The organism is Pseudomonas umsongensis (assembly GCF_012647205.1).
GTDB classification, from domain to species: domain Bacteria; phylum Pseudomonadota; class Gammaproteobacteria; order Pseudomonadales; family Pseudomonadaceae; genus Aquipseudomonas; species Aquipseudomonas umsongensis.
Genome location: NZ_CP051487.1, coordinates 6,508,175 through 6,528,847, shown reverse-complemented (window position 1 = coordinate 6,528,847; position 20,673 = coordinate 6,508,175). Strand labels below are relative to the sequence as shown.

Here is a 20,673-nt window from a genome sequence, read left to right as displayed (position 1 = left end):
CGCATTACAACCCTAGGATGGCCCCATCTGCCAGATGAGGTCCGTCCATGAACAACTCGATCGCAACTGCCCTGACCAACCCTGGCGCACCGATGAAGGTGCGCGGTGTACAGAAGCGCTTTGGCGCGTTTACTGCGCTGGATAACGTTTCCCTCGACGTGGCGGCCGGTGAGCTGGTGTGTTTGTTGGGCCCATCGGGCTGCGGCAAGACCACCTTGCTGCGTTGCATCGCCGGGCTGGAAAAGCAGGACAGCGGCGAGCTGTACCTGGGCGATCGCGACGTTTCCCACCTGGCGCCCCAAGCGCGGGACTACGGCATTCTGTTTCAGTCCTACGCACTGTTTCCCAATCTCACCGTCGAAGCGAACATTGCCTACGGTCTGGCCGGCAGTGGCCGCGAACAGGTGCGTCAGCGTGTCGGTCAGATGCTGGAACTGGTCGGCCTGAGCGGCAGTGAGAAAAAGTACCCGGGCCAGTTGTCCGGTGGACAGCAGCAACGCGTAGCGCTGGCTCGCGCCTTGGCCCCGGCACCTTCGTTGTTGCTGCTGGACGAACCGATGTCGGCACTCGATGCCCGCGTCCGTGAGCACCTGTGCACCGAACTGCGTCAGTTGCAGCGCAGCCTCGGCATCACCACCCTGATGGTTACCCACAACCAGGACGAGGCCATGCTGATGGCCGACCGCATTGCCGTGATGAACAACGGCCAAGTCGAGCAGTACGCCACGCCGCAGGAAATCTACAACCGTCCGGCCACGCCGTTCGTGGCGGAGTTCGTCGGCCAGGGCAACTGGCTGCCTTTCAGCCGCAACAGCGACAGCCACGCCCAAGTCGGCGGGATGAACCTGCGCCTGGCCGACGGCAGCGCAAAAAATGCCTCGGGTCGTTTGTTCTGTCGCCCGGAAGCGATCAACGTCAATCCGCCGGTGCATGAAGAAAACCTGTTTCCGGCCAGGGTTCGCGAAATCACCTTCCTGGGTAATCGCTGTCGGATGAGCTTCGAGCTCGACCATTTGCCTGGCCACGCACTGTTGGCCGAGCTGGCACCCGAAGCCATGCCGCGTCTTGGCGCGCAGCAGATCATGGTGGCTTTGCCGCCACAGAGCCTGCAGGTGTTTGCCTGATGAATTCGAACATCGCGCTGCCGCTGACGCACAAGCAGGTGCGGAAGTATTCCCGTGCCGAACTTGGCGACCGGCTGTTCGTGGTCGGCGGCAAAGTCCTCTTGCTGGTGCTGCTTGGCGTCGCGGTACTGATGCCGTTGCTGGCCATCTTCTGGCGCGGCTTCAGTGCCGAAGCCGGGCAGGGCGGAGGCTGGTTGGCTGCTCAAGAATTGATCAGCAGTGCCAATTTCCATTGGTTGCTGGGTAATAGCCTGAAGGTATCTCTCAGCGTCGCCGTCATTGTCGTACCACTGGCCTACCTGTTTGCCTACGCCCTGCAACGCACCCTGATTCCCGGCAAGGGCATCTGGCGGGGGATTTCATTATTGCCGCTGATGGCGCCTTCGATGCTGCCGGGGATTGCCCTGGTTTATCTGTTCGGCAACCAGGGCCTATTACGCGGCTTGCTCTCGGATAACATCTACGGCTTCTGGGGCATCGTTCTGGGTGAGGTCATCTACACCTTCCCACACGCCTTGATGATTTTGCTGTCAGCGCTTTCCCTGGCGGATGCGCGCCTGTTCGATGCCGCCTCGAGTATGGGCGCCAGTCCGGCAAAAGCCTTTCGCAGCATCACCTGGCCAGCGACCCGTCAGGCGGTATTTGCTGCGTTCTGTCTGGTGTTCACTCTGACCATTACTGACTTCGGTGTACCCGTGGTGGTCGGAGGCGACTATCAAGTGCTGGCACTGGAAGCCTACAAGGCGGTGGTCGGCCAGCAACAGTTCGGTCGCGGCGCGTTGATCGGCATGGTGCTGTTGCTGCCGGCGCTGTTCAGTTTCGGGGTCGATGCCTGGTTGCGCCGGCGTCATGGCGATTCCATGAGCGGTCGGGCGCAAGTCTTTAAACCGGCACCGTCGAAGCTGCGCGACGGCTGCTACCTGGTCGTGGTTCTGCTGATCTGCGCCGCGTTGCTAATGGTGTTCGGCATGGCGGTGTTCTCATCGCTGGTGAAATTCTGGCCGTACAACCTGTCGCTGTCACTCAACCACTACCAGTTCAACGACACCGCGGGTGGCGGCTGGCTGGCCTATGGCAACAGCGTGAAGATGGCGTTATGCACGGCGCTGATCGGCAGCCTGTTGATCTTCACCGGCGCCTACTTGATGGAGAAAACCAAGGGCCAGCGCGGGCTGAACCTGACCCTGCGCATGCTCAGTTTCGTACCGATGGCGGTGCCGGGCCTGGTGCTGGGCTTGGGTTACGTCTTCTTCTTCAACCTCACCGGCAACCCGCTGCATGTGCTCTACGGGACCATGACCCTGCTGGTTGTCTGCACCATTGCGCATTATTTGACCACTGCGCAAATGACCGCCACCACCGCGCTGCGCCAACTCGATGCCGAGTTCGAAGCCGCCGCGCTGTCACTCAAGGCGCCGCTTTATCGGCATTACTTGCGGGTCACCGTGCCGATTTGCCTGCCAGCGCTGCTGGATATTGTGCGCTACCTGTTCGTCTCGGCCATGACCACCGTCTCGGCAGCGATCTTCCTCTATAGCCCCGACACCATTCTCGCGGCGGTCGCGGTGCTGAACATGGACGACGCCGGCAATGTCGGTGGTGCGGCGGCGATGTCGACCCTGATTCTGTTCACCTCGGCGGGTGTGTCCTTGCTGCTGGCCTGGGCTTCGCGCGGTTTGCTGCGTCGCTCGCAAGCCTGGCGGCAGACCGCGCCTGGTCACTGATTCACCCTCTCAACTCAACTACAGGAAAAGATCATGTTCAAGCCTATGGCCCTGGCCGCTGCTGTCCTCACCGCTTTCAGCCTGAACGCCTTTGCGGCGAAAACCGAGTTGACGGTGTACACCGCCCTCGAAGCCGAGCAACTCAAGACCTACAAGCAGGCGTTCGAAAAAGCCAACCCGGACGTCGAGATCAAATGGGTGCGCGACTCCACCGGCATCATCACCGCCAAATTGCTCGCCGAAAAAGACCGCCCACAAGCTGACGCCGTATGGGGCTTGGCCGCATCGAGCCTGGCAATCCTCGACCAGCAAGGCATGCTGCAAAGCTACGCGCCCAAAGACCTTGGCAAGATTGGCGGCAACTACCGCGACGCCGCCAACCCGCCAGCCTGGGTCGGCATGGACGTGTGGGCCGCGACCATTTGCTTCAACACCGTCGAAGCCGAAAAGCAGGGCCTGAGCAAGCCCGTGAGCTGGCAAGACCTGACCAAGCCAGAGTACAAAGGCAAGATCGTCATGCCCAACCCGGCGTCTTCCGGCACCGGTTTCCTTGACGTCAGCGCCTGGCTGCAAACCTTCGGCGAGAAGCAGGGCTGGGCCTACATGGACGGCCTGCACCAGAACATCGGCCAGTACGTTCACTCCGGTTCCAAGCCTTGCAAACTGGCGGCGGCGGGGGAGTTCCCGATCGGTATTTCCTTTGAATACCCGGCTGTCCAGCTCAAGCGCCAGGGCGCGCCGCTGGACATCATCCTGCCGAAGGAAGGCCTGGGCTGGGAGATCGAAGCCACGGCCGTGATCAAGGGTACCCAACATGAAGACGCCGCGAAGAAACTCGCGGACTTCTCGGCCAGCCCCGAGGCGATGGAGCTTTATAAAGAAAACTTCGCCGTACTCGCACAGCCGGGAATCGCCAAGCCGCAGACCGAGTTGCCAGCTGACTATGAACAGCGCTTGATCAAGAACGACTTTGCCTGGGCTTCGAAGAATCGCGACGAGATTTTGACCGAATGGCGCAAGCGTTATGACGGCAAGTCCGAGAAGGTGGCGGCCAAGTAAATCTCCGCCGCCTGAAAGGGCATCTTCGCGAGCAGGCTCGCTCCCACAGGGATCGTTGGTGTGCACACAATTTGTCCATCACCTTGTCCACTGTGGGAGCGGGCTTGCCCGCGAAGGCGGTCTACAATTCAGCACTCATCCCACTTCATCGCGAGACTTCTGATGAGCCCCAACGAACAAGCAGTCGCCAAGGTTTTCGCCCTCTACGAACGCTTCGGCGATGCCGACTACATCGGCGAGCCGGTGTCGCAGATCGAGCACATGTCCCAGGCCGCGCAGTGCGCGATGGCCGAGGGCTTCGATGACGAAGTGGTGCTTGCCGCTTTTTTCCATGACATCGGGCACATCTGCGCCGAAGGCGCCGAGAATATGGGCGGCTTTGGCGTGGTCAGCCATGAACGGCTGGGCGCCAATTACTTGCGCAGCGTCGGCTTCAGCGAGCGCATGGCGCGGCTGGTGGAGTACCACGTGCAAGCCAAGCGGTATCTGACGCTGAAAGAGCCGGGGTACTACGAGCGCTTGAGCGAAGCCAGTCGCCGGACCTTGGAGTATCAGGGTGGGGTGATGTCGGCTGCCGAGGCAGAGGCGTTCGAACAAGACCCGCTGTGCACGGTGAGTTTGCGCATGCGGCAGTGGGATGAGATGGCCAAGGAGATGAACGTACCGCTTCTGGATCTCGATATTTTGAAGCGCAAGGCTCTGGGCCTTTTGCCCAAGGTGGCTTGAACGACAAGTACTGCTGAAAAAACCTACACGAGGTAGAGATTATTCGCGCAGAGGGTTTCAGCGGTACGGGATAGCTTGATCACCCTATTTTGATCTGAGCTATCCCCATGCGTTATTTGAAAATCACTGCCCAGGACCGCAGCGCAAACGGCAGGGCTGACACCGTGCTCCTGCATTTCTTCGAAGAGACTAACGGTGCCGAAGATCGGCTCGTTCACAAGGCATATGCACTGGATATCACTGCCGATGGCAAAGTTGATTTTCAGGTTGGCGATGTGAATAACGACGGTAAGGAAAACACTAAGGACGAACGGTTACTCAAATCGTTTTCAGACGCGTTCCTGCGGCTCAATTGGTTCAATCGTGGAACTACCTGGGAGCGTTATCTCAAGATATTTACAGAGGACTTTGCCAGGGACGGCTCGCCAGACACCGTACGCCTGCACTTTCATGAGGGTGTCGGCAAACCTTCAGATCAAAGCATCGCTTACACCGCCTCGGCCTACGACACCAATAACGACGGCAAGCTGGACTGGCTGGTCAATTACGACATGAATAACGACGGCAATCAGGATGCGGTGGACCAACAGCTTGTCATGGTGTTGAGCACCACCTATGTGAAGTTCAACTGGCGCTGATCAACCGCATCAAAGCTGCTGCGCCAACTCCTCAATCTGCTCCTGACGCTCCGCCTGATTCAACTTTGGATGCGCATTGAGCGACGACCACTGCGGGTGCGCCCGTGCCTTGTTCAGCGCTTCCGGCAGTGTGCCCTCGCGCCAGGTCTTGTCCTGGGGCGTGGCGACCTGGATGCTGTCCATCGCCGCATGCCCACGGGCATCCAGCGCTTGCAGCAGTTGCCGTTGGCGCAGCGCCAACAGCCGCAGCACGTTGTCATCGACCGTCAGCTCACGCTGGCCCTTGATCTTGCCCAGCAACCGACTGCCATAACTGCGCACGGTTTGCAGGGCGCCGCCGGCAATCGCACCGGCCAGAGCCGCCGCGCCGAGGGTAATACCGCCGACCAGCAAGTCGACTCCGGCGCCGGCTGCTGCACCGGCCGCGATCCCGCCGCCGACCCGCACGCCCAGTTGCTTGAGGGTTTCCGGGTTGAACAAGTCGTCGCCCCAGCGCCCATCAAGCAGCGGCAAGTCGCTGGCCGCCGCGTCCTGTGGGCGGAAGGCATAGAGCTTGAGCAGGGCTTCGACGCAGCGTTGTTCGCGCTGGCGAACGGCTTTGCGCAATTCGTTGATGGCTTGCTGTTCCTGTTCGGCCTCGCTGACCACGCTGCGCCGGCAGGCGGCGCAATCGATCAACAATTCGGCAATCAAGCGCGCCGCACTTTGCTGGCGCGCCAGGCGTTGTGCCTGTTGATCGGCAATCAACCGCTCAAGCTGTGGACGTGCATGTTCCAACAGCAGCGCGAGGCTTTCATAGAGCCGGCGTTCGCCATCCTCCGGCGGTGCGACGCTGTCGAAGCGCACCAGCGCATGCAAACCCAAACGCGCCAACGCTTCACGCCACGCCGGCTCGCGGTGGTTGGTGCTGCTGACAAAATTCAGCACCGGCAGCAGCGGTTTGCCACAACTGGCCAGCACTTCCAGCTCATCGCGATATTTGGCAAGGACCGGTTCCCGGGCGTCGATCACATAGAGCCCGGCGTCCGACGCCAGCAACTGGCGCAACACCTTGGCTTCCTGTTCGAAGCGCTGCCGGGCTTCGCTGCCCTCAAGAAAACGTGCCAGCCGTGCCGGGCCGTCCAGCCGCTCGCCGGGGCGCTCCAGGCGTTCGAGGTAATCGAGCAGGGCGATGGCGTCTTCCAGTCCGGGCGTGTCATAGAGATCAAGCAAAGGTTCGCCATCTACCGACAACCTCGCACCTTCGACATGCCGCGTGGTGCTGGGACGGTGGGACACTTCGCCGAAACCGACATCGCGAGTCAGGGTGCGCAACAATGAGGTTTTACCGACGTTGGTGTGGCCGACGACCGCGAGTTTCAGAGGCTGCTTCCTGGTGTCAGTCATGGCCCGTCTCCAGCCAGTTCATCGGTGCGCAATCGGCGAACGGCAGCTCAAGCTGTTGCAGCGCCACGTGCCAATCGCCGAGGCGTTCGGCATCCAGCGCTTTACCCGGCGGCGCTTGCAGCAACCAGATGCGGGTCGCGCTGGCGCTGCGGGCCAGTTCGGCAATCAGTGCCAGGCTGCCGCGATCCGGCGAGCGCCGTGGATCGCAAGCGATCGCCAGGCGAGCAGGCGGAAAGCGGCTCAGTTGTTCGAGGAGTTTGTGCCGCGATTCGCGGCTGTCGAGGATGCCGGCATTGCTGACGCTCTTGGGCAGTTGTGGCGGCCACGGGCGGTCGTCGTCCAGTTCGATCGCGACCAATAGCGCGCCATCGCTTTGTTGTTCACTGACGCCGCTTTCCACTCGATGAAGTTGAGCCGGTGCGGCATCGCTGACACCCAGGCGTTCACTGGTAGGCATCAGGCGTTCGCGCAGTTGCGCATAACCGGGCAGGTTCAAATCCAGGCGTAAGGCAGACTTGCCGGTTTTCCAGCGCCACAGGCAAAACACTGCAAGCAGCAGGCGCGGCACGACGCCGTAGACCAGCAGCACGCCCACCAGCCAAGCCGCCCAGGCCTGACGGGCGCTTTCGATATTCAGTGCGGCGTCGCCACTGGCGCGGATCATCTGTTCAGTCGGCACACTGAAACCAAGCAAGGCTGGGAGCGCACCCAGGGCCTGGGTCATGGCAATGAATGTGTCGGCACTGAGGATGGTGGTTTCCCAAACGAAGCCGTAGCGCCGGGTTGCCATCAACGTCAGCAGAATCACCAAAGCACTGAGCATCGCCAACAACCACAGGCCATTGGCCACAACACCGATGGCCCAGCGATTGAGTTTCTGGCGTTGCAGCAACAGCAGCAGGGCCGGCGCCAGTTGTGCGGCCTTGGCGTCCCGGGCGAGTTTTTCGCTTAGCCACAACCACAAGCGGCCGAGGCTGGCGCCGTGTTCGCCAGCAAACACCAGGCCCAAGGCCCAGCTCAACAGCAGGATCAGGTTAATCCCGAGCAGACTGCCCAGCGCCCAGAACACATTCACCGGGTGCAGGCCGTCGCCCATCGCGGCAAAGGCCAAGCCGGTGCCGCTGACCACGGCCAGCACCGCCAATACGATCAGCGCCAGTCGAGCGCCCTGCAGCCAGTGTTTGAGTGCCTCGCTCAAGCCATCGCGTTCCGCCAGCCACAGGGCGCGGCGTTGTATGCGTGCCGGCAGATCGCCGCCGGCGCTGCGGGCCAGCCGATTGGCTTCCAGATCTTCCAGGGGGCCGGCGTGTTCTTCGCGCAGGCGGATGGTTTCTGTCAGCCAGAGATTATTCAGTTCAGTCACGCGGCATCCCGTCGCTTAATTGAACTGTGAGCATAACCGCTGTGGCGCTTATCCGGGTAAGCGCGGCTCTGGTATCCTCGCCGGCATGACTAAATCACTCCCCCTCAGCCTGATCGCAGCCCTCGGTGAAAACCGCGTGATCGGCATCGACAACAGCATGCCCTGGCACCTGCCGGGGGACTTCAAATACTTCAAGGCCACCACCCTGGGCAAGCCGATCATCATGGGGCGCAAGACCTGGGACTCCCTCGGTCGCCCATTGCCAGGTCGCTTGAACATCGTGGTCAGTCGTCAGGCGGGTCTGGTACTCGAAGGCGCGGAGGTCTACCCCTCACTGGAGGCGGCCGTGGTTCGCGCTGAAGAGTGGGCCAAAGAGCAGGGCGTCGATGAGCTGATGCTGATCGGCGGGGCGCAGCTGTATGCGCAGGGGTTGGTGCAGGCAGATCGGTTGTACTTGACCCGTGTGGCACTGAGCCCGGAAGGGGATGCGTGGTTTCCGGAGTTTGATTCGGGGCAGTGGAAGCTGGTGTCCAACATCGAAAACCCGGCTGTGGATGACAAGCCGGCATACAACTTCGAAGTTTGGGAAAAAGCCTAAGAGCTTCGCGAGCAAGCCCGCTCCCACATTTGATCTCGGGTGTTCACAAATGCTGTGCACACCGCAGGAATAATGTGGGAGCGGGCTTGCTCGCGAAGAGGCCCACTCAGCCGCTGAAAGACTTAAGCGTGAGCCAACTCAGAATGCTCATCCGCATCCAACAATTCTTTATCCGTCTGCTGCATCACCTGGCTGGTAATCGCCCCGGCCGTGATCGAACCGCTGACGTTCAACGCCGTGCGCCCCATATCAATCAACGGCTCGACCGAAATCAGCAGCGCCACCAGTGACACCGGCAAGCCCATCGCCGGCAGCACGATCAACGCGGCAAACGTCGCGCCCCCGCCAACCCCAGCCACACCCGCCGAACTCAACGTAACAATCGCCACCAGCGTCGCGATCCACAGCGGGTCTAGCGGGTTGATGCCAACGGTCGGCGCTACCATCACCGCCAACATCGCCGGATACAGGCCGGCGCAGCCGTTCTGGCCAATGGTCGCGCCGAACGAGGCGGCGAAGCTGGCGATGGATTGCGGGATGCCCAGGCGGCTGGTTTGCGCTTCGATGCTCAACGGGATCGTTGCAGCGCTCGAACGGCTGGTGAAAGCAAACGTCAGCACCGGCCAGATCTTGCGGAAGAATCTCAACGGGTTGATCCCGGCGGCCGACACCAGCACGCCATGCACCACAAACATCAAGCCCAGGCCGATATAGGACACCACCACGAAACTGCCGAGCTTGATGATGTCTTGCAGGTTGGAGCCAGCGACCACTTTGGTCATCAGCGCCAACACACCGTATGGGGTCAGCTTCATCACCAGGCGCACCAGACGCATCACCCAGGCTTGCAGTGTGTCGATGGCGTTGATCACTTTCCGACCTTTTTCCACGTCATCCTTCAACAGTTGCAGCGCTGCAACCCCGAGGAATGCGGCAAAGATCACCACGCTGATGATCGACGTCGGCTTGGCCCGCGCCAGGTCGGCGAACGGGTTTTGCGGAATGAACGACAGCAGCAACTGCGGCACATTGAGGTCGGCGACCTTGCCGGCATAGTCGCTCTGGATGGTCTGCAGGCGCGCCATTTCCTGGGTGCCGGCCACCAGGCCCTCGGCGGTCAGGCCGAACAGGTTGGTCAGGCCGATACCGATCAACGCCGCGATGGCGGTGGTGAACAGCAGCGTGCCAATGGTCAGGAAGCTGATTTTTCCCAACGACGAGGCATTGTGCAGACGGGCCACGGCGCTGAGGATCGAAGCGAACACCAGCGGGATCACGATCATTTGCAGCAGTTGCACGTAACCGTTGCCCACCAGATCGAACCAGCCGATCGAGGCTTTCAACACCGGGTTGCCGGCACCGTAGACAGTGTGCAACGCCACACCGAACAGCACGCCAAGCACCAGTGCAAGCAGGACTTTTTTCGCCAGGCTAAATGTTGTGTGGCGGGTTTGTGCCAAGCCCAGCAGCAGGGCGAGGAACACCAGCAGATTGAGAATCAGCGGCAGATTCATTGGAACTCCCATTAGACAGGTGCGAACTGCCTTCCGGGGCAGTTGCGAACCGGCAAGCCTAACAGCTTGAAATCTAATGATTTAATATCAAAAACGTCTTGAAAGTGTCGTTTTTGGAATAAGCGCATGTCGCTTTTGAGAATGTGACTGGCGCGAAAGGTACGTTGACGGTCGCTGACGGATGAGGACTGTCACAGGTATTTGTTAGCGTCGATGTCTTTCAATCAGGGAGATATGAGGATGAAGTTCGCACCGAAATTACTGGCTGCAGCTCTTTGCCTTGGCCTCGTCGGCCAGGTGTTCGCCACGGATCTGAAACACTGGCCCGCCGATCAGGCCAAGGCACTGGATGCGATGATCGCGGCCAATGCCAACAAAGGTAACTACGCGGTGTTCGACATGGACAACACCAGTTACCGCTACGACCTCGAAGAGTCGTTGCTGCCGTTCATGGAAAACAAAGGCCTGATCACCCGCGACAAACTCGACCCCTCCCTGAAACTGATGCCGTTCAAGGACACCGCCGACCACAAGGAAAGCCTGTTCAGTTACTACTACCGCCTCTGTGAACTCGACGACATGGTCTGCTATCCATGGGTCGCCCAAGTGTTTTCAGGCTTCACGCTCCAGGAACTCAAGGGCTACGTCGATGAGTTGATGGCCTCTGGCAAACCGGTGCCCGCCACCTATTACGAAGGCGACGTGGTCAAGAAACTCGACGTCAACCCACCGAAAATCTTCACCGGCCAGCAAGAGCTCTACAACAAGCTGATGGAGAACGGTATCGAGGTCTATGTGATGACCGCCGCCTCGGAAGAGCTGGTGCGCATGGTCGCGGCCGATCCGAAGTACGGCTACAACGTCAAACCGCAGAACGTGATCGGCGTGTCGATGCTGCTCAAGGACCAGAAGACCGGCGAACTGACCACTGCGCGCAAGCAGATCACCGCTGGCAAATATGACGAGAAGGCCAACCTCGGCCTGGAACTGACGCCATACCTGTGGACCCCGGCGACCTGGATGGCCGGCAAGCACGCAGCGATCCTGACCTACATCGATGAGTGGAAAAAACCGGTACTGGTCGGTGGCGATACCCCGACCAGCGACGGCTACATGCTGTTCCACGGCGTTGACGTGGCCAAGGGCGGCATCCACCTGTGGGTCAACCGCAAGGACAAGTACATGACCCAGATCCAGGGCATGATGGCCAAGAACGCCGCGGCCCAGGCCAAGGAAGGGCTGCCGGTGACGGCGGACAAAAATTGGGTGGTCGTCACACCTGCAGAAATCCAGTAAGACCTTTGATTCACTGTAGGAGCGAGCCTGCTCGCGATGGTCGTTAACGATGACGCTGGCTGCCTGATACCCCGCGGCGCTCTGTCGTCCATCGCGAGCAGGCTCGCTCCTACAATTTGATCGGTGTTATTCCCAATCCAGTGTGCAAAGCTGATCCATTGTGGGAGCGAGCCTGCTCGCGATGAGGTCAGTCGGGGCAATGAAAGCCTCTGTTCGATCAACTTCTTCCTACAGTCGCAACCTGCGCATTCTTGCGCAACGGACTACGACTACTTCAGAATCCGCCGACTTGTGCGTCTGGGTGCCGGATTCTATCGTTTCCGCGTCACTGAAAATCAGTGATCGGGTTTGGTAGCCCGTGTTCACCTCGGCGCATTGCGCCACCCGTTGCAGGGTTCGTTTCTGTCTCTGCTCATATGGTGGCCATGCGCAGGGCATCTTCGGACGCGCCGGGTTCCTGGTGACCGGTCTACCAACCTGCGTATGGCCGCCACCCTTCGTTTGGTAGCGAGGGTGATGGCTCCTTTTTTTCACCCGGAGTTCCATCAATGCTCAAAATTACCCCCGACCCACCGGACACTGACAACCTGTCCGCCCGCATCAACGCCACCCCGCACAAACCCAGCCGAACATTCATCATCGCCCCCGGCCTCGACACCGAAACCCTGTTGGCCCACGCCTGCGAATCCCTCGCCTCGGCCAACGTCATGGCCAGCGATTTCGCCGGCCTGCTGGAAGGCTCTCAACGCAGCACGATGCTGGGAATTACCCAGCTCATCATGTTGGGCGAACTGGCAGTAAACCAGGCGCTGGATAACCTCGACCCACAGCAATAACGCGGGCAAAAAAATGCCCCGCACCTGGCCGAGTTGATCGTTCCCACGCTCTGCGTGGGAATGCAGCCCGTGACGCTCCGCGTCACTGGACGCAGAGCGTCCCTTGAGGCATTACCACGCAGAGCGTGGGAACGATCAGCCCCGCACCTGGCGGGGCATTCCCTCGCATTATCTCCAGCATACCGACAACCACATCCAGCCCCATTTCAGAAATGCCCTACATCAATCAAAGAAGCGTCTGATTCTTCCTCCACTTCGACTCTTCTAGCTTTCGTCCTTTCGATCTGACAAGGACACATTTCGCATGAAGCGCTACAACATCACAGTCGGGGCCAAAACCACCGTCGGCGGCACAGTCGTAAGCGGTTGGCATCGAGGCAGCATCAATGGCCAGAATCTGGCCCGCGAAGGCGATCAAGTCAAATGTCCAGAATGCGACAGCACCGGGACAATCATCTGCGTCGGCCCACGCCTGTCGGAGGAGTGGGAAGGGCGCAAGCCCGCCCTCGACGGCGACCTGTGCAAGTGCAAGTGCGATCCATCGCCCAAGTTGATTGCCAATCAGACCATCAGATGCCAAACAATCGAAGGCGGCAACATTGCATCGCCTGCCCGAGCCGCGGCTCAATCCGCCACACCGGTCGAAGCTCGCCAGCCGACAACCGAACCAATTCCCTCCAGCGTCCGTCCTGCAGCGAGCTACGGCGAACAATCGGGACAGGTCTGCCAGAACCTTTGGCGCAGCTATCAGCAAATAGCCGAATCCATCGTGGCACCGGGCGGCATCCTGATCGCCGACCCAAAAGCGCGCAATCGCGCGATCAATGCGGCGTACGCCCGATTGTGGCTGGAGGATAAGCGTTTCCAATGGGCTGGACTCGCGGCCTTCGCCTCCAAGCAGGTGGGTTGTGGCTTGTTGCATGCCACTGATTCGATTGACAAGATCCAGGTTGAACATGACGCGCAATTACGCTGGAAGGATGCAATCAGGAGAGGATTCTCCGGGTTGTTCGACAAGCGAAGCGAGCGTGAACGGCAGCAGAGCGCTCAACGAAGTGAGCAAGCGCGGCAAGAGTACGAACAAGCCCGCCGCAACAACCCGCTTCCTGGCGGTAAGAGGAATGAGGGTGAGTCATTGTCGTTTGTGCAGAAGCAACTCCAGTTCGTACACGACATGCTGGCGCTGGGCAATACCACGCTGTTTTTGGATGTGTTTCCGCTACATGCTTTTTACAAAGAGCGAGGGTTGTGGGCGCTCAAGACTTGCCTGGGCTCTCGTCAAAAAATTTATGGTCATGATCAGGACCCAGTCCTGTGGCCGATCGAGCAGAAGAATGTGAAATTTGGTTATGCTCACAATGAAATCCTGCAAGCCTTCGAGGCTATTGATGCAGGCAACATCGTCGAAAGTGTTGTTTTTCTTGCAGAACATGAACAAAGGAACATCCTGCAGCCAGCAATGTACAGTGACCTGAATCTGGTGGCTTTGCTGCTTGGCAATCAGTTTTCTTATGTTACGAACTTACCGTCCGGCGGCGCTGCAGCCGTCGAACTGACCCTGGCCAGCCAGTGCCGTCCCAGCGAAGACGGACGTACAGTTGGTTTCAGCAGCGGTTACTTTGCCAACCTGGCCGACATCCATCAGCGCATGCCCTTCGTACTCAAGGCCGCGGAGCAATTTGATGAGCTTCTACGGCGCTCTGATCGCCAACTGATCGAGCAGGCGATTCTCGATATAGCCGCAGGCCGGGGCGTGCGATGAATCTGCTGCGACGTATGAAATGGCGACGGAAGGTTTTGGCCATTGCAGTCGCGGCTCTATTGACAATGGCGGTTATGCGAGCGCTATCGGATGACCCGGAAATTGCGCTAGTGATCGGCGAACCTTGGGAAGCCATGCGCCTGCGCTCCAGCGCGGCCATTGATCCGGCTTTTCCAGGGTACTCCTGGTTCAACACTCCCAAGTCCGACGCACGCCTGCGTTTTATCGACGATCAATTCGGATTTTTGACCCCGTTGGCTCGCTTTTTCACGGTTAGTTTCGATCGTGATGGGTTAGTCAGAAGTCTGCGCATGTCCCCGCAAATCGAGCCGCTGTTACTCGACGATACCCTCAAGGTCGTGCTGGATTTGCAGGCGCAATGGCGCCACGGTGGCTGGATACCCATTCGGATCGACGACGACCCACCCTTTGCTGACACTTCCGAATGGCGGGCCCGATTGCGAGACGTGAACAAAGGCGGCACGTCTACCTGGCAAGCGGGTAATCAGTATCAGGTGATGTTGGTGGTCAATCGCTTTAGAGACGACAAGCGTCCCACAGAGGAGCGTTATCTCATCAAGCTACAAGTTGCCAGGCCGTGGGTAAATCCTTGACTCGCGCATCGAGGAACTCAGGAAGGCGGAAACCTATCAGGTCGAGACTTTATTCAGCTCGATGATTTTTTAATGGAGTAAATATACGTGGTGTTACGTATCCTTTGGCCAGTTATGTATCTAATCGGAGGTGTCTTACCTGCTTTTGGATTGGCCCTGCTAAGCTCGTACTTAATGATGTTTGGTGAAGCCCTCGGAATAATAATAGGCATACTTGCCTGGTCGGGAACTACGGGGCTTGCTCTGGCTGCGCTGAATAGACCTAGTGCTGCGGTGTATTACCGCAGACGCATTATATCGCTAATGCTAATGATGGGGCTAATAGCTATCTCCATTCCGCTAATAGGTTCACTGACCCAGCCCGGTAGTAATATCTGGTTTAACGTGGCATTGATTAGCCCCACATTACTGGCGCTCCTCTATCTGGGAGAGATGTTGCGGACATCTAGCTCTTGCGAATAGCGAATCTGACTTATGACTCGGTTCTGAATATTCCTTCGGAATACGCTGGTAAGTTAGAGGCACTGAATAGTTGCTGGAAAAAATACCCCGCACATGGCGGGGCTTTCCATCGCTTTATCGCCGGCCTACCGACGACCGCATCCAGGCCGGGGCGTGCGATGAGGTCAGAATATTTAACTTGGCGAGTTACTTTAATGGAGTAGATGTACATGATGGTACGCATTCTTTGGTCAGCGATATATTTGGTTGGAGGTGTTCTGCCTGCTGTTGGGTTAGCTCTGCTCAGTCTGTTTTTTACGATGTTTGGTGACGTGTTTGGCATATTGCTAAGCACACTCGCATGGCTGGGAACTATCGGGCTTGTTTTGGCGTCGTTCAACTGGCCTAGTGGCCTCAGGCCGTGTCGCAGGTTGGTTATATCAGTAATGTTAATAATAGGTTTGGTTGTAATATTTCCCGTGCTGATATATTCATTAACCCACCATAGTAGCAAGATGTGGTTTGATGCGGTAGTTCTTGGGCCGACATTGTTAGCGCTTCACTACCTGTGGCAAGTTGCGCGGAGCTCTCGCACCGGCGAATGAGGATCTTTGCTTTATAGGTTGTTTTGATATGAAAAGTTAGAAGTGCCAAGGGAGATATGATCGGCTAATAATTGATCCAAAAAAATACCCCGCACATGGCGGGGTATTTTTCGTTCAACGCTTAAGCCTTACAGCCCATCAAGCATCGCCTTGTTACGCACAGCACCCTTGTCGGCACTGGTCGCCAGCAGGGCATAAGCCTTCAACGCCGTGGTCACTTTACGTGGACGCACTTCAACCGGTTTCCAGCCTTTCTTGTCCTGCTCGACGCGGCGCGCGGCCAGTTCTTCATCGCTGACCAACAGGTTGATCGAGCGGTTTGGAATGTCGATCAGCACTTTGTCGCCGTCCTGCACCAGGCCGATCGCGCCGCCGGCAGCCGCTTCAGGCGATGCGTGGCCGATGGACAGGCCCGAGGTGCCGCCGGAGAAACGGCCGTCGGTGAGCAGGGCGCAGGCTTTGCCCAGGCCTTTGGATTTCAGGTACGACGTCGGGTAGAGCATTTCCTGCATGCCCGGGCCGCCTTTCGGGCCTTCGTAGCGAATGATGACGATGTCGCCTTCCTTCACTTCGTCAGCGAGGATGCCGCGTACGGCACTGTCCTGGCTTTCGAAGATCTTCGCGTTGCCTTCGAACACGTGGATCGACTCGTCGACGCCAGCGGTTTTCACCACGCAGCCGTCCAGGGCGATGTTGCCGTACAGCACGGCCAGGCCGCCTTCTTGCGAGTAGGCGTGCTCGACGCTGCGGATGCAGCCGTTTTCACGGTCGTCGTCCAGGGTGTCCCAACGGGTCGATTGGCTGAACGCGGTTTGCGTCGGGATGCCCGCAGGACCCGCCTTGAAGAAGTGATGCACGGCTTCGTCGTTGGTCTGGGTGATGTCCCACTTGGCGATGGCTTCTTCCATGCTGCCGCTGTGCACGGTCGGCAGCTGGGTGTGCAGCAGGCCGCCACGGGCCAGCGAGCCGAGGATGCTGAAGATCCCGCCCGCACGGTGCACGTCTTCCATGTGGTACTTCTGGATGTTCGGCGCGACCTTGCACAGTTGCGGCACGTGACGGGACAGGCGGTCGATGTCGCGCAGGTCGAAATCGATCTCGGCTTCCTGGGCGGCGGCCAGCAAGTGCAGGATGGTGTTGGTGGAACCGCCCATGGCGATGTCCAGCGTCATGGCGTTTTCGAACGCCTGGAAGTTGGCGATGTTGCGCGGCAACACCGACTCATCGTTCTCGCCGTAGTAACGCTTGCACAGCTCGACGATGGTGCGGCCGGCCTGCAGGAACAACTGCTCGCGGTCGCTGTGGGTGGCCAGGGTCGAACCGTTGCCCGGCAGTGCCAGGCCCAGGGCTTCGACCAGGCAGTTCATCGAGTTGGCGGTGAACATGCCGGAGCACGAACCGCAGGTAGGGCAGGCGCTACGCTCGTACTCGGCAACCTTCTCGTCAGAAGCGCTGGAGTCGGCGGCGATCACCATGGCGTCGACCAGGTCGAGACCGTGGCTGGCCAGTTTGGTCTTGCCGGCTTCCATCGGGCCGCCGGACACGAAGATCACCGGGATGTTCAGGCGCAGGGAGGCCATCAACATGCCAGGGGTGATCTTGTCGCAGTTCGAGATGCAGACGATGGCGTCAGCGCAGTGGGCATTGACCATGTACTCGACGGAGTCGGCGATGATCTCGCGGCTCGGCAGCGAATACAGCATGCCGTCGTGGCCCATGGCGATGCCGTCGTCGACGGCGATGGTGTTGAATTCTTTTGCCACGCCGCCAGCGCGTTCGATTTCGCGGGCGACCAGTTGCCCCAGATCTTTCAGGTGCACGTGGCCCGGCACGAACTGGGTAAATGAGTTGGCAATGGCGATGATCGGTTTTTTGAAGTCGTCATCTTTCATCCCCGTTGCGCGCCACAGTGCGCGGGCGCCGGCCATGTTGCGGCCGTGGGTGGATGTTTTCGAGCGGTAATCAGGCATGAAGCACTCCGGGCGGCTAATCAGGTATCAAAAGGGAAGTGAGCTTCTATTGACGTCTGGAACACTCAGAAATGGCCGGGTGTCCGGAAGTTGCCGATAACTTTGCGGGATCGCCGCGCGCTTCAGCTTGAGCTCATAAACCCGCCGGGGATGACTGGCGATGAATGTCGCGATTCTACACGGCTGGCGGCTGGAGGGAATGCCTGCACGTATGCAGTCAGCATCCACAAGACGCACGGACAGCCCCTTGTAGGAGCGAGCATGCTCGCGAAAAACCTGAGAGCGCTGCGGGGTGTCAGGTCTCCAGCATTATCATTGACGACTATCGCGACGGTGCGACGATTCGACAAGCTCGCTCCTACAGGACGGCGGCCGCCCGATCAACGTGTTCAGCCCCAGTCCTGCAATGCTCAAGATCAGGAAACACGAGGCGAGGGCCGTCGTCAGGTCTTCAGACGCGAGATTGATCACCAGGCTGATCACGCCGCCGCACAAGAAGATCATCACACCGCCGACCGAAGTGGATGTGCCTGCATCCTGCGGGTGGAGGGTCATGGCTTTGGAGTTGGCAATGGGGCGGGCAATAGTAGTGCCGGCAGTACAAATCAGCATCGGTATCAGCACGGCTGCGGCCGCCAGCCCGAATTGGCTGGCCAGCAACAGCATGACCAACCCCGACAGCGCGATCAGTCCCAGGCCGACGATGATCTGCGTATTGGCCTGCAGGCGCCGATGCAGCGCACTGGCGACTATCCCGCCAACTATGTAGGCAGCGCCGTACAGCAGCATTACCCAGGCGAATTCGTAGGGCGTGAGTGCCAGGCGCTCCATGAAAATGATCGGCGAGATGACGATGAACGAGAAATGGCAGGCGAAGGCGAGGGCGGAAATCAGCCAATAACCCATGAAGCGTGGGTCGGAACACAGGCGCCAGTAGGCGGCGAAAAAGCGGCCGGGAGACGCACGATTACGTGGGGTTTCCTTGAGCAAAACGCCAGCCTTTATCCAGACAATGACCGCCAGCCCGATAAAGACAAAGAAGCTGCCCTCCCAGCCCAGATGCATTTGCAGCCATGTTCCCAGTAGTGGTGATAGGGAAATGAAGACGCCGCCTGCGGTGGTCATCCAGATTCTGAGGCGCTCCTGTTCCCTGCCGACGAACAGGTCCTGAATCAGCGCCTGCGATAGCACGAAGGAACCACAGCCAATTGCCTGGACAACGCGAAACACCAGGAACCAGCCGTAATCCGGAGTCATCACGCAGCCCGCTGCACCGATTACCGAGATGGCGATACCGATCAGTAGAAGCTGCCTGCGCCCCCATAAATCCGACAGCGGTCCGACCAGCACCACGGATATCCCCAAGCCGATGGCGAACAGGCTGACAGACAGGGCAATGTCGGACGCTGAGGTCTGGAAGTAGTCAGACAGGGCGGGAAAAGACGGCAGGACGACGTCCAGCGGAAATACGCCCAATAGCGTCATGGTCATCAACAGCAGGATGAGCGACGATTTTTTCGCGGTCTGCGGGGCAGGGGTCATCGACAGCGCACTCGGTCCGTGAGGGGTGGTCGAGAGTTGGCTTGATGTGGGGGGAAGTCAATGCATCGAGGCGTAGGACAGTTCTGAATCTACTGTAGGAGCGAGCATGCTCGCGATGAACCCGAGTACGCCGCGGGGCAACAGGTTCCCCGCGTTATCGTTGGCGACCATCGTCGGAACGCCGCCCGGAGCATGCTCGCTCCTACAGTGGTTTGGTGTTGTTAGCTGTTTGGCAGCAACCGGCAGGTGATGCTCTTGATGTAGCGGGTTTCCGGGATGGCCGGGTGCACCGGATGATCCGGGCCTTGGCCGCCACGCTCCAGCATCTGGATATTACGATCCAGGTGGCGGGCGCTGGTCAGCAGGATGTTCTGCAGGTCGTCTTCCGGCAGGTGCATCGAGCAGGAGGCGCTGAACAGGATGCCGTCCTTGGTGAGCAGGCGCATGGCTTGTTCGTTCAGGCGGCGGTAGGCGCCTTCGCCGTTCTTCATGTCTTTCTTGCGTTTGATGAAGGCAGGCGGGTCGGCCACGATCACATCGAAGCGCTCTTCGCTGGCCTTGAGCTCTTTCAGGGCTTCGAACACGTCGCCTTCGATGCAGGTCATTTTCTCGGCGAAGCCATTCAGCGCGGCGTTGCGCTCGACACCGTCGAGGGCGAAGGCCGAGGCGTCGACGCAGAACACTTCACTGGCGCCGAATGCAGCCGCTTGAACGCCCCAGCCGCCAATGTAGCTGTACAGGTCGAGCACGCGCTTGCCCTTGGCGTATGGCGCCAGGCGTGCGCGGTTCATGCGGTGGTCGTAGAACCAACCGGTTTTCTGGCCCTGGATAACCGGCGCTTCGAATTTCACCCCGTTCTCTTCCAGCGCAACCCATTCCGGCACCAGGCCGAACACGGTTTCGACATAGCGGTTGAGGCCTTCGGCATCACGGGCGGCGGAGTCGTTCTTGAACAGGATGCCGCTTGGCTTGAGCACTTGGGTCAGCGCTGCGATCACGTCGTCTTTATGGGCTTCCATGGTCGCCGAGGCGATCTGCACCACCAGGATGTCGCCGAAACGGTCGACCACCAGGCCTGGCAGCAGGTCGGAATCACCGTAGACCAGGCGATAGAACGGCTTGTCGAACAGGCGATCGCGCAGCGACAGGGCCACATTCAGGCGATGCACCAGCAGTGACTTGTCGAGTGGCAACTTGATGTCGCGCGACAGCAGGCGCGCACAGATCAGGTTGTTCGGGCTCATGGCGACGATGCCCAGTGGCTTGCCGCCAGCGGCTTCGAGGATCGCCTGGTCGCCGGCCTTGAAACCGTGCAAAGGTGTAGCGGCTACATCGATTTCGTTGCTGTAGACCCACAAGTGGCCGTTGCGCAGGCGACGGTCGGCGTTGGCTTTGAGGCGCAGGCTAGGCAGGGACATGACGTCGCTCCGGAAAAAAGAGCGGGAGTATACCGTGTTGCGCAAGCCCACGGCGCG

General features: G+C 59.3%; 16 protein-coding genes. 10 read left to right on the top strand and 6 right to left on the bottom strand.

All coding sequences use genetic code 11. The features are described 5' to 3' along the window. Nucleotides 1-47: 47 nt before the first annotated feature. The 5 genes from HGP31_RS29620 to HGP31_RS29600 all read left to right on the top strand — a co-directional run bounded on the left by HGP31_RS29620 (nt 48) and on the right by HGP31_RS29600 (nt 5,271). Nucleotides 48-1,124, top strand: coding sequence for a putative 2-aminoethylphosphonate ABC transporter ATP-binding protein (locus HGP31_RS29620; RefSeq protein ID WP_020797333.1), 1,077 nt, complete (start codon nt 48-50; stop codon nt 1,122-1,124). After that, on the top strand, nt 1,124-2,848 hold the full coding sequence (locus HGP31_RS29615; RefSeq protein ID WP_168759089.1) for a putative 2-aminoethylphosphonate ABC transporter permease subunit: 1,725 nt from the start codon (nt 1,124-1,126) through the stop codon (nt 2,846-2,848). The genes HGP31_RS29620 and HGP31_RS29615 overlap by 1 nt, the downstream gene beginning before the upstream one ends. Nucleotides 2,849-2,881: 33 nt before the next feature. After that, nucleotides 2,882-3,907, top strand: coding sequence for a putative 2-aminoethylphosphonate ABC transporter substrate-binding protein (locus HGP31_RS29610; protein ID WP_020797335.1), 1,026 nt, complete (start codon nt 2,882-2,884; stop codon nt 3,905-3,907). Between the two features lie 162 nt (nt 3,908-4,069). Continuing rightward, the gene (locus HGP31_RS29605) at nt 4,070-4,633 is read left to right on the top strand and encodes a phosphonate degradation HD-domain oxygenase (RefSeq protein ID WP_020797336.1); all 564 of its coding nucleotides are present in this window, start codon (nt 4,070-4,072) and stop codon (nt 4,631-4,633) included. 107 nt (nt 4,634-4,740) lie between these two features. Then, nucleotides 4,741-5,271 (top strand): hypothetical protein, encoded by a 531-nt coding sequence (locus HGP31_RS29600; protein WP_168759088.1) that lies wholly within the window; start codon nt 4,741-4,743, stop codon nt 5,269-5,271. Nucleotides 5,272-5,280: 9 nt separating this feature from the next. On the opposite strand, the gene HGP31_RS29595 is transcribed toward HGP31_RS29600, so the two are convergent. Then, the gene (locus HGP31_RS29595) at nt 5,281-6,657 is read right to left on the bottom strand and encodes a GTPase/DUF3482 domain-containing protein (RefSeq protein ID WP_020797338.1); all 1,377 of its coding nucleotides are present in this window, start codon (nt 6,655-6,657) and stop codon (nt 5,281-5,283) included. Next, complete coding sequence (locus HGP31_RS29590; protein WP_033043522.1) at nt 6,650-8,020, bottom strand: DUF2868 domain-containing protein; 1,371 nt, start codon at nt 8,018-8,020, stop codon at nt 6,650-6,652. Before HGP31_RS29590 ends, HGP31_RS29595 begins: the two co-directional genes overlap by 8 nt. 85 nt (nt 8,021-8,105) lie before the next feature. On the opposite strand from HGP31_RS29590, the gene HGP31_RS29585 reads away from it, so the two are divergent. Continuing rightward, on the top strand, nt 8,106-8,618 hold the full coding sequence (locus HGP31_RS29585) for a dihydrofolate reductase (protein WP_168759087.1): 513 nt from the start codon (nt 8,106-8,108) through the stop codon (nt 8,616-8,618). Nucleotides 8,619-8,740: 122 nt separating this feature from the next. Here HGP31_RS29585 and HGP31_RS29580 read toward each other — a convergent pair whose 3' ends face one another. Continuing rightward, nucleotides 8,741-10,132 (bottom strand): L-cystine transporter, encoded by a 1,392-nt coding sequence (locus HGP31_RS29580; RefSeq protein ID WP_033043519.1) that lies wholly within the window; start codon nt 10,130-10,132, stop codon nt 8,741-8,743. 240 nt (nt 10,133-10,372) lie between these two features. On the opposite strand from HGP31_RS29580, the gene HGP31_RS29575 reads away from it, so the two are divergent. The 4 genes from HGP31_RS29575 to HGP31_RS29555 all read left to right on the top strand — a co-directional run bounded on the left by HGP31_RS29575 (nt 10,373) and on the right by HGP31_RS29555 (nt 14,640). Then, entirely contained in the window at nt 10,373-11,428 is a 1,056-nt protein-coding gene (locus HGP31_RS29575) for an HAD family hydrolase (protein ID WP_020797342.1), read from the top strand. 548 nt (nt 11,429-11,976) lie between these two features. After that, on the top strand, nt 11,977-12,264 hold the full coding sequence (locus HGP31_RS29570) for a DUF6124 family protein (protein ID WP_168759086.1): 288 nt from the start codon (nt 11,977-11,979) through the stop codon (nt 12,262-12,264). Nucleotides 12,265-12,568: 304 nt separating this feature from the next. Beyond that, complete coding sequence (locus HGP31_RS29560; protein ID WP_240963513.1) at nt 12,569-14,026, top strand: PAAR domain-containing protein; 1,458 nt, start codon at nt 12,569-12,571, stop codon at nt 14,024-14,026. Beyond that, nucleotides 14,023-14,640, top strand: coding sequence for a hypothetical protein (locus tag HGP31_RS29555; RefSeq protein WP_168759085.1), 618 nt, complete (start codon nt 14,023-14,025; stop codon nt 14,638-14,640). The genes HGP31_RS29560 and HGP31_RS29555 overlap by 4 nt, the downstream gene beginning before the upstream one ends. A gap of 1,174 nt (nt 14,641-15,814) precedes the next feature. On the opposite strand, the gene ilvD is transcribed toward HGP31_RS29555, so the two are convergent. From ilvD to HGP31_RS29540, 3 genes are all read right to left on the bottom strand, one after another. After that, entirely contained in the window at nt 15,815-17,656 is a 1,842-nt protein-coding gene (gene ilvD / locus HGP31_RS29550; RefSeq protein WP_033044264.1) for a dihydroxy-acid dehydratase, read from the bottom strand. Between the two features lie 312 nt (nt 17,657-17,968). Continuing rightward, nucleotides 17,969-19,198, bottom strand: coding sequence for a multidrug effflux MFS transporter (locus tag HGP31_RS29545; RefSeq protein ID WP_168759084.1), 1,230 nt, complete (start codon nt 19,196-19,198; stop codon nt 17,969-17,971). A gap of 221 nt (nt 19,199-19,419) precedes the next feature. Continuing rightward, entirely contained in the window at nt 19,420-20,616 is a 1,197-nt protein-coding gene (locus HGP31_RS29540) for a class I SAM-dependent rRNA methyltransferase (RefSeq protein WP_008065056.1), read from the bottom strand. Nucleotides 20,617-20,673: the final 57 nt, after the last annotated feature.